This window comes from Sulfurimonas sp. C5 (assembly GCF_029872055.1).
Lineage (GTDB): Bacteria > Campylobacterota > Campylobacteria > Campylobacterales > Sulfurimonadaceae > Sulfurimonas.
Window position 1 is genome coordinate 198,141 of record NZ_JARXNQ010000003.1, and the last position, 15,222, is coordinate 213,362.

Here is a 15,222-nt window from a genome sequence, read left to right on the forward strand (position 1 = left end):
AGTCTCAGGCTTCTTGCCTGTGCTTGTACATTACTAACAAAACAAAACTCACTAACGCAAAAAGACTAGAACTTAAAAATAACAGCTTTGGAGCATACTCATATATATATCCGGAGATTACCGCACCACTTAAACCTCCTAAACCATAACTAAAGCCCATGAAAAATTGTTGCGCTAGTTTTTTATTTTGATAAATTTGGTATAAATAACTGATCGTTGCCGAATGAAACAGTGCAAAAGAGAGTGCATGGATCGATTGTGAAAAGAAAAGCAGCACCAAGTTCTCAGGATAACTAAAAACCAAAAACCATCGAAATACCGAAGCCAGTACACTTATACGTATAAGATTTAAGAGCTGATAGTTTGCAAGCAGTCTGCCTTGTGCAAATAACATTACAACTTCCACAAGTACTCCGAAACTCCAAAGATATACAGTCATATCCAAACTTATTCCATGATCTGTTTCATAGATCGTAAAAAAGTTATAAAATGAGCCAAAACTTATCTGCATAAAAACCAGCCCCGCCCACAGATAAATATCTTCAAAAAATGAGAACCGTTTTTGTACCATTTGCTCATTTTGAACACTTTCTTTATGCTCTTTAGTACTAATCACATATGCAATTACTGCCGTTACAGCCGTGAGTGTCAGTAAAAAGTCAAGGGCTATTGAAGTAACACTAAAAAACTTAGCAAGTATCAAGGCGACAACTATAAACCCTATAGAACCGAAAAGTCTTACTTTTCCATAACGCTCTTTACCGATGTTTTCAAGTGCTATCACTTCAATATACGGCAGAATTAGACTCATCCCTACACCTAAAAGGATATTAGAGAATAACAGTCTGTAAAAATGCTCCACATTAATATAAAATGCAATGGCAGCTATAACCATAACAAGCAAAGAATAATGAAATGTTCTTGTATTTAGCTGTAAACCCTTTATAAATAAAAACGGGAGTATAAAACGCACCAGTGGAGCGGCACCGAGCAGTATCCCTATCTCACTTGCACTATAGCCATAGCCAGAGAGTACTTTTGGGATAAAAATAACATATACGCCGATAATTGAAAAGTAAAAATAATAAAATAATGATAATAGTATTGTCATAATGGAAGTATATCGAAGAATATATATTGAATCGATAGAACTACTCTTTTAAATCATTTATTTTCTTATTTTCAACGTATATTATTTACTTAGCATTTACTTATAATAAATATAATTTTTCATCTCAAATATGTTTCCCCCTTTCATATGCGAGAGAAAACAATACTCCTATAAACTATTTAGATCAGCCGAGTTTTTCCCTTTTTACCTCTTGGCTGATTTTTCCCTTTTTTATGCTAGACTTCCTTTATGAAAATAGTCCTGTCCACCTTAAATTCCAGATATACTCATACATCCTTGGCACTAAGATATCTTTATGCCAACATGCAAGAACTCCAAGCAAATACTACCATAATGGAATTTTCGATCAATGATGCAATGCAAAGCGTAGCAGAGAAAATTCTCGATCAAGACGTAGATATTTTAGGTCTTGGTGTTTATATTTGGAATGCCTCACAAATCCAGGAACTTATTCACATCGTTAAAAGAGTATCCCCGAAAACAAAAATAGTCCTTGGCGGTCCGGAAGTAAGTTATGAACCTTTTCGAGTGGATTTTTCAGATGCCGACTATATTATAAAAGGGGAAGGCGATGTTGCGTTTTACGAATTATGTAAAAACCTCGTTGATAATCAACCCCAGGAGCGCATTTCTCCTCTCTCAGCTCCAAAATTAAAAGAGATAGAACTGCCGTATCAATACTACAGCGATGAAGATATACAAAACAGATACATCTACGTAGAGATCTCGAGAGGATGCCCTTTTGAGTGTGAATTCTGTCTCTCCTCTATGGATGAAAAGGTTAGAGCATTTGATCTGGAAAAAGTGCTGGAGGAGTTTGAAAAACTTTGGCAAAGGGGTGCTAGAAACTTCAAATTTGTCGATCGCACGTTTAACCTGAATATGAAAGCGGCGAATATGGTACTCGATTTTTTTCTTGAAAAAGAGCCTCCGTATTTTGCCCATTTTGAAGTAATACCCGATCACTTTCCAAGTTCACTCAGAGAAAAAATAAAAGCGTTTCCTCACGGTGCTCTTCAACTTGAGATCGGAATTCAAACACTCAATATGGAGATCGCAAACAATATCTCTAGACAGCTCAAACTTGACAAAATAAAAGAGAATATTGCCTTTTTGGAGAATGAGACTTCGGCACATATTCACCTTGACCTCATCGTTGGACTACCGGGAGAGAGTCTGGATAGCTTTGGAAAAAATCTTGACGAACTTATGGCAATGAGTTCGTGTGAGATCCAGATCGGAATACTCAAAAAACTTTCAGGCACTTACATAGACAGACACGATCAGCATTTTGGTATGGTCTACAGTGATATCCCTCCGTATGATATACTCAAAAACGATCAGCTTTCGTTTAAGGACCTTCAAATTATGAAAAGGTTTGCAAGATTCTGGGACATTTTTTATAACAGCGGGAATTTTAAAAATGCTGTTGAACTGCTTTGGAAAGAGGAGTCTGTTTTCACAAACTTTTATGCTTATAGTTTATGGATATATACACAAACAGACGCTACATATAAAATTTCTCTGCAACGTCAGGGGGAACTTCTATTTAAATACCTTACAGAGGTAAAAAATATATCGCCTGAACGGATTGCCAATGCAATGCTCAGTGATATTATGAAACTAAAAGGGAGAGCAGTACCAAGTTATTTAAAAGCTTACAGCGAAGGTTTTAATATAGATGCTAAACTCGGTACCTCAGGCTTTAACAAAAGACAGCAATAAACTTAAGCATTGCCTCCTCTTGATTTGATCCCTTTTGTAAGGGCATCATTAATCTCTTTGGCATATTCTGGATTCATTTTTTGCAATTCTCGATCAAAATTTAATATAAGATCTTTTGTCGTATGCGGATGGTGTGTTAAACGTATAATTAACTCAGAAAAATGATAAAAGTCATTATGCAATTTAATACCGTCCTTAGGTGGAATCTCTCCGTAATATCTTAGTATTGTATTCAAAGCCCATTGCAATTCATCCGTTGATGATTTTTTTGCTTTGATAATTGCAGAGAGATCATCAAAACTATATTCCTTGTCTTCTCTGGGTTTATCTGCCAGTGCTTTTTTCTTTTTTCTTTTTTCACCTGGACTGTAAAAGAACAATGCGATTAAAATCCCCAGTATCAGAATCAATCCGATCAAGGACTTAATGATAAAGAGTAAATCCATAAATATTCACCTTAACCCTATTTAAACTTACAGACATTATAATAGTTTATAAATTAAAAGGAAATTATCATGGCTAGGGTTGTTGTCTTAAGCGGTGCAGGTATTAGTGCTGAAAGTGGGCTCTCTACTTTCAGAGAGAGTGATGGATTATGGGCAAACTATTCAGTCGAAGATATATGTACTGCAGGATGTCTTGTAACCAATAGAGACGAGACTATCAGCTTTTACGATAAAAGACGGACAGAGCTTGTAGACAAGGAGCCAAATAGTGCTCATAAAGTTTTGGCAGAACTCAAAAACAGATATAAAAACGATATAGCAATTATCACCCAGAATGTAGACAACCTTTTTGAAAAAGCCGGCATTGCCCACGAAGATGTTATCCATCTGCACGGTTTTCTTACAAATGTTGAATGTGAACAATGTCAAAATATTTACGATATAGGATATAACAAACTCGCAGATGTAAACGACGGGAAATGTACAGCATGCGGGAGTGAATATGTACGCCCTTATATTGTTATGTTTGGAGAAGCCGCACCGAACTATGCTCTTCTTGATCAGGAGATTCAGGACTGTTCACTGTTAGTTGTTATCGGTACAAGCGGAATGGTTGTCGGTGTAAACACTCTGGCTTACTTTGTTGAACGCTCTATTTTGAACAATCTCGAGCCAAGTGACGCGATCAACGATACCTTTTTTGACAAGGTGATCTACGATAAAGCAACCAATGCCATTCATGAGATAGCTTACGAGATCGAAGAACTGCTTGCCAAAGGCTGAATTATTCACAATAACCTATAAACTCCAATTGTGGTATAATGTTTTTTATTACACAAACTAGTTATTAAAAGGTGGGAGTTGATGCTTCAATATCTCTATCGATTCTTTTTCATTGCTATTCTCTTATCCCCTTTACACCTTCTAGCATCTACTAACACCCCTATAAACTATAATCTAGATTTAAATCTCACTCAAGATGAAAAAACTTGGCTTTTAGATCACAAAGTTCTTAAAGCGGGAAACGAATTTGATTATGCTCCATGGGATTTCAATAAAGATGGAAAACCTACCGGCTATTCAATCGATTATGTCAATCTGCTAGCTTCTAAGCTAGGGATAAAAGTCAGTTTTGTTACAGATCACTGGAATGATTTGACCTATATGCTTGAAACCAAAAAGATTGATCTCCTCCATACAATGTTTGCAAACAGTTTTCGAACAAATATTATTTATACACATTCATATAAACAACTTGTTTTCGCCCTTTATAAAAACAAACACAACAAAAAACTCAACTCCATAGAAGCACTTAAAGATCAAACTTTGAGTATTCCAAAAGACGACTCAAGCATTATAGTGTTAAAGAAACTCTACCCTCAAATTAAAATTATAGAACCTGATAGCTACGTAGATGCACTCAAAGATGTCATACTTGGAAGGGCCGACGCAACTGTTATGGATACAGCAGTAGCAAGTTATCTCAGTGAAAACTACTCTTTAAGCGATCTTACCATTGTAGATGAAGTAAAACTTCCAGAAGACACTATCCACTATAGTTATCGTATAGGTGTAAATGCTGAAAATGAAATTCTACAATCTATTTTAAATAAAGCTATCGCTAGTGTTACTGATGATGAAAAAAAGCAATTAGAAAACAAATGGTTCAATAAATCAGCAAAAAAAGTAAAAAAAATAAAATTTACCAAAACAGAAAAAAAATGGATAGCACAACACCCTGTCGTAAAATTTACCGGGGATCCTGATTGGCTGCCGTTTGAAGCTTTTAAAGAAGATGGTAGCTATATAGGTATTGTAGCCGATCATCTTAAACTGATAGAACAAAGAACGGGTCTTTCTTTTGAACGTATCAAGCCAAAATCTTGGAGTGATGCACTTGTAAAAGTTAAAGCCAACGAAGTAGATATGATCTCTGAAGTAGTGACAGAAAATTTCGTAAGTACTAAAATGTATTTTACGAAACCCTACATAGAAACACCTCTCGTTATCATTATGAAAAAAACACAATCAGATCATTTCCTAAACGACCTTTCTGCTATCAGCGATAAGAAAATAGCTTATGTTAGTGGCTACGGTTATGTTGATGATTTGAAAAAAAAGTATCCGAATATTCATTTTCAAGAGGTAAATACTGTACAAGAGGGACTTGAAGCAGTTGCTGCGGGAAAACTGGATGCTTTTATATGTACGCTTGTTATTGGTTCATATAACATACCTCAATTAGGTCTTTCAAATCTGACTGTTGCAGGTAAATTAGATATTGCAATGAAACTCGGTTTTGGGATTAGAAAAGACTCCCCTATGTTATTAGGCATTATCAATAAGGCTCTTGCTTCAATTGATTCAACAGAAAAAAATGAGATTGTTAACAAGTGGGTTAAAGTTGATATCGAAGAAAAAATCGACTGGGATCTTGTTTTAGAAATTGCAGGCGTTGCTGTTATTGTTATTGCTTTTATTGTTTATTCCAATCGACAACTCAAACGTCTTGTTGAGCAAAAGACCGCCAAGCTCAGCTCTTTATTAAAAGCTTTTGATCAAAACGTTATTGCTTCAAGTACCGATAAAAATGGAAAAATAACCTATGTCAGTGATGCCTTTTGTGAAATTTCTGGCTATTCCAGAGAAGAACTTATTGGAAAACCCCACAATATCTTACGCCATCCAGATATGCCTAAAAAACTCTTTGCCGATCTATGGACAACTATTAAAGCAGGAAAAAACTGGCATGGAGAGATCAAAAACAGAAAAAAAGATGGTGGCTTTTATTGGGTAGATATGACGATAACTGTAGAAAAAGACAAAGATGGAAAAGTTTTCAGATACGATGCTATCCGCCATGATATTACAGCTAAAAAAGCAGTTGAAGAATTGACAAAAACACTAGAGCAAAAAGTAGAAGAAAGAACGGCTGAGCTTACTAAAAGTGAACAAAAAATCAAAAATGTATTTGCAACCACAAGTCAAGGTATTTGGATGGTAGATAATAATGCCATAACACAAGAAGTGAATAATGCAATGTCTAATATTCTTGGATATCCCCAAGATGAAATAGTGGGAAAACATATCTTTCATTTTGTTAATGATGAAAACAAAAAAATATTTGCTGAACAAATGAAAACACGTGAACATGGTCAAACATCTTCCTATGAGATATATCTTACAAGAAAAAATCGTGTTCAGATACCGTGTCTTTTTAATGCTACGCCCATCTTAGATGAAAACGGTGTCAAAGTCGGTGCCTTTGCAATGGTTACCGATATTACCGAACAAAAAAAGCTCCAAGCACAAATAGCTGAAAAAGAGAATTTTGTCCGAACCCTTCTTGATTCCCAAGAACAGATTATTATAACCACAGACGGAAAGAAAATTTACACTATCAACAAAGCCTTTAAAAAATTCTATGGTGTTGAAGTGCTTGAAGATTTTCTCAAAGATTATGAATGTATCTGCGACACTTTCGATACGTCAGATCCGGAACACTATCTACAAAAAGAGATGGATGAACTTACGTGGATTGAATATGTTCTTGTAAATCCCTTAATGGTACATAAGGCACGGATTATTAGAGATGAGCAAGCTTATATTTTTACTGTTACAGGAGCAGAGCTCCCTATTGAAGGTAAAAATCTAATTTCTGCAGTTTTTACAAATATTACGGAATTGGAAAAAGTACAAAAGGATCTAAAAAATACAAATCAAAAAGTGATGGATTCTATTGAGTATGCCTCTTTAATTCAAGGTGCACTTTTACCGGATAGTCAACTCATGAGCTCCCATTTTGATGATTGTTTTACACTTTGGCGACCAAAAGATGTTGTAGGGGGAGATATCTATCTCTTTACTGAAATCCGCAATAAAGACGAAGCACTTTTAATGGTAGTAGACTGTACTGGACACGGTGTTCCAGGAGCCTTTGTAACAATGCTTGTAAAAGCGATTGAACGCCAAATTATCGGTGTCTTGGAAAAGACAAATGAAGTTGTAAGTCCTGGAAAAATCCTGGGTATTTTTAACCGTTCTATCAAGCATCTTCTTAAACAAGACCAAAGCGAGTCTGTTTCGAATGCCGGTTTTGACGGTGGTATACTTTACTATAACAAAAAAAATAACATAGTAAGATATGCAGGTGCCAACATCCCTTTATTTGTCAAAAACTCTTCCTCTTTAGAGATCTTCAAAGGAGATAGACACTCTATAGGTTACAAAAATTCTGATAGAGACTATGAGTTTAATGATTATGAGTTTGATATTAGGGAATCTACAAGCTTTTATATCTCCACCGATGGATTCTTAGATCAAAATGGAGGAGAAAAAGGATTCCCTTTTGGAAAAAGACGCTTTAAAAAGCTTATAGAGGAACACTATAATAAAAGTATGAAAGAACAACATATTCATTTCCTTGATGCCCTTCATGAGTACCAAGGGGAAAATGAACGAAATGACGATGTATGTCTCGTCGCACTTAAAGTAAGTAACAAATGATTTTGAAAAAGGAAAGATTTATGAAGTTTGATACGCTAGAAAACATATTAGAAGAAGATGGTATAGTATTTTTAAGTTATGGTGGCTTTTTAACACAGTCATTAATAGCAGGTATGACCGATGCACTTGAACAAGAAGCACAAAACAATGATCTAAGTATGAAAGTTTCTGCAAATATTTTTACTATATTTATTGAACTAGCCCAAAACATGATGAACTATGCAAAATCAAAATCAGATGCAATACGTTATGAATCTAAAGGGCTTTTAATTGTTGGAACTGAAGCAAAAAACAATCAGGATTACTATTACATCATCAGCAGAAATCTCATAGATGCAATCGATAAAGAGAGGATAGAAAATCGTCTAAAGACTATAGAAGGACTTGATAAAGAGGAACTTCGTAAACTCTACCGTGAACAAAGAAAAGCGGGTAAAGACAAACATCACAGAGGTGCCGGAATTGGTCTCATTGAAATTGCAAGACGATGTAATAAAATTGAACACCATTTTGAAGATCAGGGAGATGGACATTTTTACTTTACAGTTAAAACAATATTACATAAAGAAAAAGGAGAATAAGATATGAAACGTTTACATTTAGAAGCGACACAATATACTCCCGAAATCACTTTAGATCCAGCAGGTACAATCACTATGGTTGGAAAATCTTATCCTGAAAATACATTTGACTTTTATAAACCAATTATGGAGTGGGTAGAAAATTATTTTGATGGCAATACTGCCAAAAAAACTATAATCAATATGGAAATTATATATTTTAATTCCAGTTCTTCAAAACTCTTTTTTGATCTTTTCGATCTAGTAGATGAAAATAAGGAATCCAGTAAGATTGTGATCAATTGGATATACGATAAAGAAAATGAGAGTGCCCAAGAAGCAGGTGAAGATTTTCAGGATGATTTCGAGGACTTAGAGATTAATTTAGTCTCAAAATAGGAGAAGATTATGGACAGTGCTGATAATAAACTTATTCATGAACTTGAAGATTTAAAATCCAATTTTTCTAAAACAGCAGATAAAATCATCAAAGATATCCATCGTCAAGCACGCATTATGGAAAGAAGTGACAAACGACAACGTCAGGAATATGATGAGCTCCAAAGACGTCTTGCAGAAGTAGAAGCACTCCAAAAAGAGATTGAAGACACGCAAAAAGAGGTTGTTTTTACGATGGGGGCCATCGGTGAGAGCCGATCGAAAGAGACGGGAAACCATGTAAAGCGTGTAGCTGAATATTCAAAAATTTTAGCAACTTATATCGGATTGCCTGAATCAGAAGCAGAGATGCTCAAACAAGCTTCTCCTATGCATGACATCGGTAAAGTCGGTATCCCAGATTCCATTTTAAACAAACCTGGACGTTTGGATGCAGAAGAGAGAAAAGTTATGGATACACATGCAGAACTGGGTTACAATATGCTGTCACACTCATCAAGACCACTGTTAAAATGTGCAGCCACCGTAGCTTATGAACACCATGAAAAATGGGATGGTACTGGTTATCCACGAGGCTTAAAGGGAAAAGATATTCATATCTACGGACGTATTACGGCACTAGCAGATGTTTTTGATGCCCTTGGAAGTGAAAGATGTTATAAAGAAGCTTGGGATGATGAAAGGATATTTGCACTTTTTAAAGAAGAACGTGGGAAACACTTTGATCCGCAGCTCATTGACATATTTTTTGAACATTTAAATGAGTTTTTAGAAGTTCGTGATGATTTAAAAGATGTTTTCGAATAATTAAGCACTTACATTAATTACATCGGCAGCATTTGCAAAAATTTTCTCCACTCTTTTTTGCCATAAGTTTTTAAAGAGTTGCATCTCCTCACTCGAAGCACTATGATTTTTTATCTTTTCCATTAATTCATTTTGCAAGGGCTCTACAGCTATTTTTTGTGGCATATAACCAACTTCTACGCTCTTTCCTGTTATGATGTTTGTTAGTTTTACATCTAAATCTATCTGATCTTGAAAGCTTAAAAGATTATCTCTTGCAAAATTTCCCGCTATACCTTTAAATCCAGAACTTGTTGCAGCACCTGTCAACTGTGTCAAAACATTTGCAATTACACCGTTAACTCCCTCTTCAGAAGCACCTTTAAACTCTACTTTTATTTCCCCGCGGACAGGTATCTCCTCTTTATAAAGGGCTTTTAATCCATACAGAGCCATGAGATATGCCCCTGCCACCGTCGGACAGCTATGCCCCGTACTTTTGACAACATCAAGATAACTAAACTCTACCATTCCACCCTCTAAAGCACCGAGAAAATCGGCTAAAGGATCTCTAAGTTTTATTGTCTCTACAGCATCAAAAAATGATGGATAATGCATAGTATTTAATGTAGCGCGCATGGACTTACTCCAGATTCAAAAAACTTTGCCGTTACCGTATCCATAGTATTTATATGATTCACTAACCATTGCACTAAATGATCATTGAAGTAGAGTTTTAAAACATTTATATTATTACTCTCTTGCCAATGGCGAAATACATCATCCATGATTCTCAGAGCATTCTCATGCTCCCCTTTATGCATCGGGTACGGAGGAAAGTTTTTCTCCAGCATCATCATCTCTTCGGCACGAAAGTGTTCAACCGTATGGTGAAACCATTTTCCATAAAGCTCATCTATCTTTTCTTTATTCGCTTTCGTCTGTTTCTCTTCATATGCCAATATATGTGTAAATAGCTCATTAATAATATCTACATCCTCTTTATGTGTGTCGTTCATAAACTCCATTGCAACAAGAGGGATATTCTCTTTTTCAATTAACATCTCTTTACCTTATGTAAATTTTTTGTATTGTAAGAAAAAAGAAAATAATAAAGATTGATACGGATCAAGTAATCTTGATATAATTCACACATGTATACACAAAAACTAAAACAGATATATTTTTTTAATTCACTCAATGAAGAAGAGATAAAAGCGATCGAGTCTATGAGTGTGATCAAAAAACTGCAGCGTGACGAGATCCTTTTTTATGAAGGTGAAACTGCAAAGTCCTTTTATTTTCTTCTAGAAGGGAAACTCAAGCTTTATAAAACAAATTCAAAAGCAAACGAGATCGTTTTACACCTTTTTCAAGCACCGACAATGGTAGCAGAAATGGCCACTATAGAAGACATCCCTTTTCCTGCAACCGCTCGTGCACAAACAAACAATACCTTCGTTGCCGTTATAGAAAAAGAAAAGTTTCTCAATTTATTGGAGATAACTCCAAAGCTCTCTTGGCATATTATAAAATCACTTACAAGCAAGATTAAAACTCTTGAAAAATCTATTAACAGAAATTTGGTACTGGATGCAACTGCCAAAGTTTGTTCTTTACTTCAAGAGAATCATGATATTTTACAAACACATAAAAATATTCAAATAGCAAACATACTTAACATTACCCCAGAAACACTCTCTAGAACACTGCGAAAACTAAAAGATCTAAGAGTCCTGGATGATAAAAACAATCTCATCGATCAAGAAAAACTTGAGTTGATATTACACTCTAATTAAGGATACAAATGAGCTGGCCGCCAAAAACACCATACCTTACAACAGATGGAATTGTTGAAATATATAACGATGAAAATGAATTTATGGGAGTTGCCCTGATTACTCGTAAAAATCCTCCTTACGGTTTAGCATTTCCAGGCGGTTTTGTCGATGTCGGAGAAAGCATCGAAAAAGCAGTCGTACGAGAGATGAAAGAGGAGATTTCCTTAGATGTCGAGATCACAAAACTTCTAGGGGTGTACTCAAATCCCGATCGCGATCCAAGATTTCATACTGCAAGTGTCGTATATGTTTGTAGAGCCTACGGTGAAGCAAAAGCAGCAGACGATGCAAAAGAAGTAATTGTTTTATCTTTGGATGAGTTGCGTTCTAAACAAGGTGAGCTTGTATTTGATCATGGTGAAATACTTGGGGATTATTTAAAGAGTTAAATTTTTAGAGAATATTATAATCAAGCCCCTTCCGTACATAGGGGCTAATTTATTGAAGTTTACAGTACTTGTTAATGATATAAACTTATGATTAACTTTTCTTTTTTCCAATAAACCATTTCTGGTCACTATCGCAGACAGACCAACTACTTTTTTTTGGCTTATTTTTTTTCTTGCCAATACCTGCTTTAGCACTATTTTCACAAATAGTCCATTCACGTTTTCTAGGCATTTTTCCCCTCGAATATAATGTAGACAAAAATTATATCACCAAAATAGGAATTTTAGTTCAAAAAAGTATTATGTAATAAAGGAGTTTGTTTTAAGAAGTATGGTGGACAACGAGGGATTCGAACCCTCGATAGCTTGCACTATACTCGCGTTCCAGGCGAGCGCCTTCGACCACTCGGCCAGCTGTCCACTTTTTGTAGAGAACGCATTGTACAGTGACAAAGCCCAAAAAGGACTTAAAAGAAGAGGTGTAGAACTTTTACATTCTACCTTTTCCCATTCCTTGACCTTGTCCCATGCCACCTTGTTTCATACCTTGACATTTACCCATGCCTTGACCCATACCACCTTTTTTAGGCATCGGTTTTTGTCCCATACCTTTTCCCGGTTTAGAGTTAAAGCGTTGTTTCTGCTCTTGGCTCATTGTTTTATAACGGTTTTGAAGTTCGTTATGAAGCTCATTACGCTCTTGTTGAGTTTTAGGTGTCCCTCTAAGATCGAGTAGTTCATCTGTACTCATACTGCCATAATTAGCACCGAAAAGGCTCATAGACCCTAGTAACATTGCAACTGCCGCAATTTTTAAACTTTTCATGATAAATCCTTTAAAATTAGATTGTTTATTCTCCATTATATCACTTTTTAACCTTTATTAATGCTAAATTCACACCTATTGTGATAAAATATTACATCTTAAAACATGAGGTGATAAATGAAGTCATTTATGAAGTATGTAGGTTTTCCTGCTCTTATTCTTCTGGTACTCATACAATTTTTACCAATAGGTAAAGATCATACAAATCCCCCTGTTCTGGCAGAACCTATGTGGGATTCTCAAACAACAAAACAGCTTTTTGAAAGAGCTTGTGCCGATTGTCATGCAAATACAACGAAATGGCCTTGGTACAGTAATGTTGCACCTATCTCATGGATCATCCAAGAACATGTAGAAGACGGTCGAAGACACTTCAATATCTCAGCATGGGGCGTACAAAAACGCAATGAGGGTAATGAAGCAGCTGAAGAGGTTGAAAAAGGTGAAATGCCTATATTCGGATACGATATTACACATCCGGAAGCCAAACTCTCTACTCATGAAAAAGAAGCTCTCATTCAAGGACTCAAAGCAACTTTCGGTTCTAAACAAGAAAAAGAAGATGATGACGATTAAGGCGTTATAAAACGCCTTTTCTTCGGCTGTCATTGCCTTTGATTCAATTCATTTTCATCCGTTTTTGATATTATTACAAAAAAATTAGGGATATTACTTGCTAAAACTTTCAACTTTTTTTCAACTATTAAAAGAGTCTTTTCGAGATCTTTTGCCGATTATACTCGTAATTGTCTTTTTTCAACTTGCCATTATTCAAAGTGTACCTGAAAACTGGTTAAGCACTACAATCGGTTTAGCTATAGTAGGTGTAGGACTCGCAGTTTTTTTACTTGGTCTTGAGGTAGGTATCTTTCCAGTTGGTGAAGGGCTTGCCAGTGAATTTGCCAATAAAGGTTCCACATTTTGGATCATACTCTTTGCTTTTATGATCGGCTTTGGTACGACTGTTGCGGAACCTGCTCTTATCGTTATCGCACAAAAAGCAGCCTCTATTAGTGACGGGAGAATAGATGCAACGACCCTTAGAATGGTTGTTGCCTTCTCTGTAGGTTTTGCAATTGTTTTAGGTGTTTGGAGGATTTTAAAAGGGCATCCTATCCACTATTACATCATCTCGGGCTACATTTTGGTTGTCGCTTCAACTGCTTTTGCACCGCAGGAGATCGTAGGACTTGCGTACGACCTTGGAGGGGTTACTACATCAACGGTAACCGTTCCTCTGGTTGCCGCACTCGGTATCGGTCTGGCTTCTAGCATAAAAGGGAGAAACCCTGTACTAGATGGTTTTGGTCTGATCGCATTTGCTTCACTCACACCTATGATCTTCGTACAGTTTTACGGTATCGTAGTTTATCAGTTTGTAGATTCTGTAACAAACATTCCTACTATCGCACCTATTACTGATGCCGCTGCAACAGTTGCCGCACAATACAACTTTAAAATCCTCGACGTCCTCAAAGGTTTACTCGGAGTGATGATTGATGTACTTCCTATTCTAGCCGTTATTCTGTTTTTCCAGTATGCAATTCTAAAAAAGCCTATTGAGAATTTCAAAGAGGTAGTTATCGGTTTTGGACTTGTTATTATCGGGCTCGATGCTTTTATTGTAGGTTTGGAGATGGGTCTTTTCTCAGTAGGCGAGACTATGGCTCTAGAACTTACAAAGTATGACAGTAACATCATTATTTACTCTTTTGGAGCGCTTATCGGTTTCTCTACGACAATGGCTGAACCATCACTGACGGCAATTGCAAGAAAAGCAAAAGAGATAAGTGACGGGAAGATTAACGACTATGCTCTAAGAGTCTTTGTGGCAATCGGTGTTGCGATCGGTATATCTCTGGGTGCTTATAGAATTGTTGTTGGTGGAGAGATTGTGTACTACATTATGGCGGGTTATCTGTTTGTTATAGCACTTACTTTCCTCTCACCAAAATACATTATCCCTGTAGCGTATGACAGTGGTGGGGTAACAACTTCGACTGTAACAGTTCCTCTCGTTGCTGCACTTGGACTAGGACTTGCAACCAATATACCGGGACGTGATCCACTAATAGACGGTTTTGGACTTATTGCGTTTGCATCACTCTTTCCAATGATAACGGTAATGCTTTATGGCTTTGTAACAGAGCAGATGGGCATTAGAGGTGATCGTGAGAGAGAACAGCTACATATCAAAGAACTTCGCCATGCTTTAGAAGATGCAAACAATATGGGGCTTGCTACCGTTCACGTACAAGGTACGGACAAACTCCATTCTGAAAAAATACCTTTTTCAGCTGTTCACATAATCGTACCGACCAATAAAACGGAACAAGCACTTTTAGCAGCTAGGAATGCAGGAGCAAGAGGTGTTACGATCATGAGTGCACATGGAATGGGTCTGGAGAAAATGGACAACTTTTACAACAGACTGCACAGTGATGAGACAGATTCTAATTTGATGTTCATTACACCTACAAAAAGGGTAGATAATATCATTAAAGCGATTATGGAGGAGTTGGATCTTACTGGCAATGGGGCAGGAATAGCCTTTTCATATCCGATCTCGCATATGAAAGGTATTACACTGAAGATGGGTGATCTCTAGAAGT

At 36.3% G+C, this 15,222-nt stretch carries 16 protein-coding genes and 1 tRNA gene; 10 read left to right on the forward strand and 7 right to left on the reverse strand.

The features are described from left to right. Positions 1 to 4 precede the first annotated feature (4 nt). A complete protein-coding gene (locus tag P6N22_RS07105) occupies positions 5 to 1,111 on the reverse strand; it encodes an MFS transporter (RefSeq protein WP_280331545.1) in 1,107 nt (368 codons plus the stop codon). A gap of 249 nt (positions 1,112 to 1,360) precedes the next feature. On the opposite strand from P6N22_RS07105, the gene P6N22_RS07110 reads away from it, so the two are divergent. Next, positions 1,361 to 2,857, forward strand: coding sequence for a B12-binding domain-containing radical SAM protein (locus P6N22_RS07110; protein ID WP_280331547.1), 1,497 nt, complete (start codon positions 1,361 to 1,363; stop codon positions 2,855 to 2,857). A 2-nt stretch (positions 2,858 to 2,859) separates the two neighbouring features. Here P6N22_RS07110 and P6N22_RS07115 read toward each other — a convergent pair whose 3' ends face one another. After that, entirely contained in the window at positions 2,860 to 3,303 is a 444-nt protein-coding gene (locus tag P6N22_RS07115) for a hypothetical protein (RefSeq protein ID WP_280331548.1), read from the reverse strand. A gap of 69 nt (positions 3,304 to 3,372) precedes the next feature. On the opposite strand from P6N22_RS07115, the gene P6N22_RS07120 reads away from it, so the two are divergent. The 5 genes from P6N22_RS07120 (at position 3,373) to P6N22_RS07140 (ending at position 9,575) form a co-directional block, all read left to right on the forward strand. After that, complete coding sequence (locus P6N22_RS07120) at positions 3,373 to 4,086, forward strand: Sir2 family NAD-dependent protein deacetylase (RefSeq protein WP_280331550.1); 714 nt, start codon at positions 3,373 to 3,375, stop codon at positions 4,084 to 4,086. An 81-nt stretch (positions 4,087 to 4,167) separates the two neighbouring features. Continuing rightward, positions 4,168 to 7,809, forward strand: a complete 3,642-nt coding sequence (locus tag P6N22_RS07125; protein ID WP_280331552.1) for a transporter substrate-binding domain-containing protein — start codon at positions 4,168 to 4,170, stop codon at positions 7,807 to 7,809. Between the two features lie 20 nt (positions 7,810 to 7,829). After that, on the forward strand, positions 7,830 to 8,390 hold the full coding sequence (locus P6N22_RS07130) for a SiaB family protein kinase (protein WP_280331554.1): 561 nt from the start codon (positions 7,830 to 7,832) through the stop codon (positions 8,388 to 8,390). Between the two features lie 3 nt (positions 8,391 to 8,393). After that, entirely contained in the window at positions 8,394 to 8,768 is a 375-nt protein-coding gene (locus tag P6N22_RS07135; RefSeq protein WP_280331556.1) for a DUF1987 domain-containing protein, read from the forward strand. A gap of 9 nt (positions 8,769 to 8,777) precedes the next feature. Then, positions 8,778 to 9,575, forward strand: a complete 798-nt coding sequence (locus tag P6N22_RS07140; protein ID WP_280331558.1) for an HD domain-containing phosphohydrolase — start codon at positions 8,778 to 8,780, stop codon at positions 9,573 to 9,575. On the opposite strand, the gene P6N22_RS07145 is transcribed toward P6N22_RS07140, so the two are convergent. Together P6N22_RS07145 and P6N22_RS07150 are read right to left on the reverse strand one after the other, a co-directional pair. Beyond that, on the reverse strand, positions 9,576 to 10,193 hold the full coding sequence (locus tag P6N22_RS07145; RefSeq protein WP_348542137.1) for an FmdE family protein: 618 nt from the start codon (positions 10,191 to 10,193) through the stop codon (positions 9,576 to 9,578). Further along, a complete protein-coding gene (locus P6N22_RS07150; protein ID WP_280331560.1) occupies positions 10,178 to 10,618 on the reverse strand; it encodes a hemerythrin family protein in 441 nt (146 codons plus the stop codon). The genes P6N22_RS07145 and P6N22_RS07150 overlap by 16 nt, the downstream gene beginning before the upstream one ends. 90 nt (positions 10,619 to 10,708) lie before the next feature. Between P6N22_RS07150 and P6N22_RS07155 the strand changes: the two genes are divergently transcribed. Continuing rightward, a complete protein-coding gene (locus tag P6N22_RS07155; protein WP_280331562.1) occupies positions 10,709 to 11,353 on the forward strand; it encodes a Crp/Fnr family transcriptional regulator in 645 nt (214 codons plus the stop codon). Positions 11,354 to 11,361: 8 nt separating this feature from the next. After that, positions 11,362 to 11,784 carry an NUDIX hydrolase gene (locus P6N22_RS07160; RefSeq protein WP_280331564.1) on the forward strand — a complete coding sequence of 141 codons (423 nt, stop codon included), beginning with the start codon at positions 11,362 to 11,364 and terminating at the stop codon, positions 11,782 to 11,784. A gap of 91 nt (positions 11,785 to 11,875) precedes the next feature. Here the strand turns inward: P6N22_RS07160 and P6N22_RS07165 are convergent, their stop codons facing one another. From P6N22_RS07165 to P6N22_RS07175, 3 genes are all read right to left on the reverse strand, one after another. Then, the gene (locus P6N22_RS07165) at positions 11,876 to 12,016 is read right to left on the reverse strand and encodes a hypothetical protein (protein WP_280331565.1); all 141 of its coding nucleotides are present in this window, start codon (positions 12,014 to 12,016) and stop codon (positions 11,876 to 11,878) included. A 100-nt stretch (positions 12,017 to 12,116) separates the two neighbouring features. Further along, positions 12,117 to 12,204: transfer RNA gene (locus P6N22_RS07170), tRNA-Ser, on the reverse strand. Positions 12,205 to 12,274: 70 nt separating this feature from the next. Beyond that, positions 12,275 to 12,610 carry a hypothetical protein gene (locus P6N22_RS07175; RefSeq protein ID WP_280331567.1) on the reverse strand — a complete coding sequence of 112 codons (336 nt, stop codon included), beginning with the start codon at positions 12,608 to 12,610 and terminating at the stop codon, positions 12,275 to 12,277. 117 nt (positions 12,611 to 12,727) lie between these two features. On the opposite strand from P6N22_RS07175, the gene P6N22_RS07180 reads away from it, so the two are divergent. Both P6N22_RS07180 and P6N22_RS07185 read left to right on the forward strand, forming a co-directional pair. Then, positions 12,728 to 13,186 carry a heme-binding domain-containing protein gene (locus P6N22_RS07180; protein WP_280331569.1) on the forward strand — a complete coding sequence of 153 codons (459 nt, stop codon included), beginning with the start codon at positions 12,728 to 12,730 and terminating at the stop codon, positions 13,184 to 13,186. Between the two features lie 97 nt (positions 13,187 to 13,283). After that, the gene (locus tag P6N22_RS07185; RefSeq protein WP_280331571.1) at positions 13,284 to 15,218 is read left to right on the forward strand and encodes a DUF1538 domain-containing protein; all 1,935 of its coding nucleotides are present in this window, start codon (positions 13,284 to 13,286) and stop codon (positions 15,216 to 15,218) included. The last annotated feature ends 4 nt before the right edge of the window (positions 15,219 to 15,222 follow it).

Excerpts from the sequence above, each read along its gene's own strand:
- P6N22_RS07105 (WP_280331545.1), bottom strand. The coding sequence starts at position 1,111 with ATGACAATACTATTATCATTATTTTATTATTTTTACTTTTCAATTATC.
- P6N22_RS07110 (WP_280331547.1), top strand. The coding sequence starts at position 1,361 with ATGAAAATAGTCCTGTCCACCTTAAATTCCAGATATACTCATACATCC.
- P6N22_RS07115 (WP_280331548.1), bottom strand. The coding sequence starts at position 3,303 with ATGGATTTACTCTTTATCATTAAGTCCTTGATCGGATTGATTCTGATA.
- P6N22_RS07120 (WP_280331550.1), top strand. The coding sequence starts at position 3,373 with ATGGCTAGGGTTGTTGTCTTAAGCGGTGCAGGTATTAGTGCTGAAAGT.
- P6N22_RS07125 (WP_280331552.1), top strand. The coding sequence starts at position 4,168 with ATGCTTCAATATCTCTATCGATTCTTTTTCATTGCTATTCTCTTATCC.
- P6N22_RS07130 (WP_280331554.1), top strand. The coding sequence starts at position 7,830 with ATGAAGTTTGATACGCTAGAAAACATATTAGAAGAAGATGGTATAGTA.
- P6N22_RS07135 (WP_280331556.1), top strand. The coding sequence starts at position 8,394 with ATGAAACGTTTACATTTAGAAGCGACACAATATACTCCCGAAATCACT.
- P6N22_RS07140 (WP_280331558.1), top strand. The coding sequence starts at position 8,778 with ATGGACAGTGCTGATAATAAACTTATTCATGAACTTGAAGATTTAAAA.
- P6N22_RS07145 (WP_348542137.1), bottom strand. The coding sequence starts at position 10,193 with ATGCGCGCTACATTAAATACTATGCATTATCCATCATTTTTTGATGCT.
- P6N22_RS07150 (WP_280331560.1), bottom strand. The coding sequence starts at position 10,618 with ATGTTAATTGAAAAAGAGAATATCCCTCTTGTTGCAATGGAGTTTATG.
- P6N22_RS07155 (WP_280331562.1), top strand. The coding sequence starts at position 10,709 with ATGTATACACAAAAACTAAAACAGATATATTTTTTTAATTCACTCAAT.
- P6N22_RS07160 (WP_280331564.1), top strand. The coding sequence starts at position 11,362 with ATGAGCTGGCCGCCAAAAACACCATACCTTACAACAGATGGAATTGTT.
- P6N22_RS07165 (WP_280331565.1), bottom strand. The coding sequence starts at position 12,016 with ATGCCTAGAAAACGTGAATGGACTATTTGTGAAAATAGTGCTAAAGCA.
- P6N22_RS07175 (WP_280331567.1), bottom strand. The coding sequence starts at position 12,610 with ATGAAAAGTTTAAAAATTGCGGCAGTTGCAATGTTACTAGGGTCTATG.
- P6N22_RS07180 (WP_280331569.1), top strand. The coding sequence starts at position 12,728 with ATGAAGTCATTTATGAAGTATGTAGGTTTTCCTGCTCTTATTCTTCTG.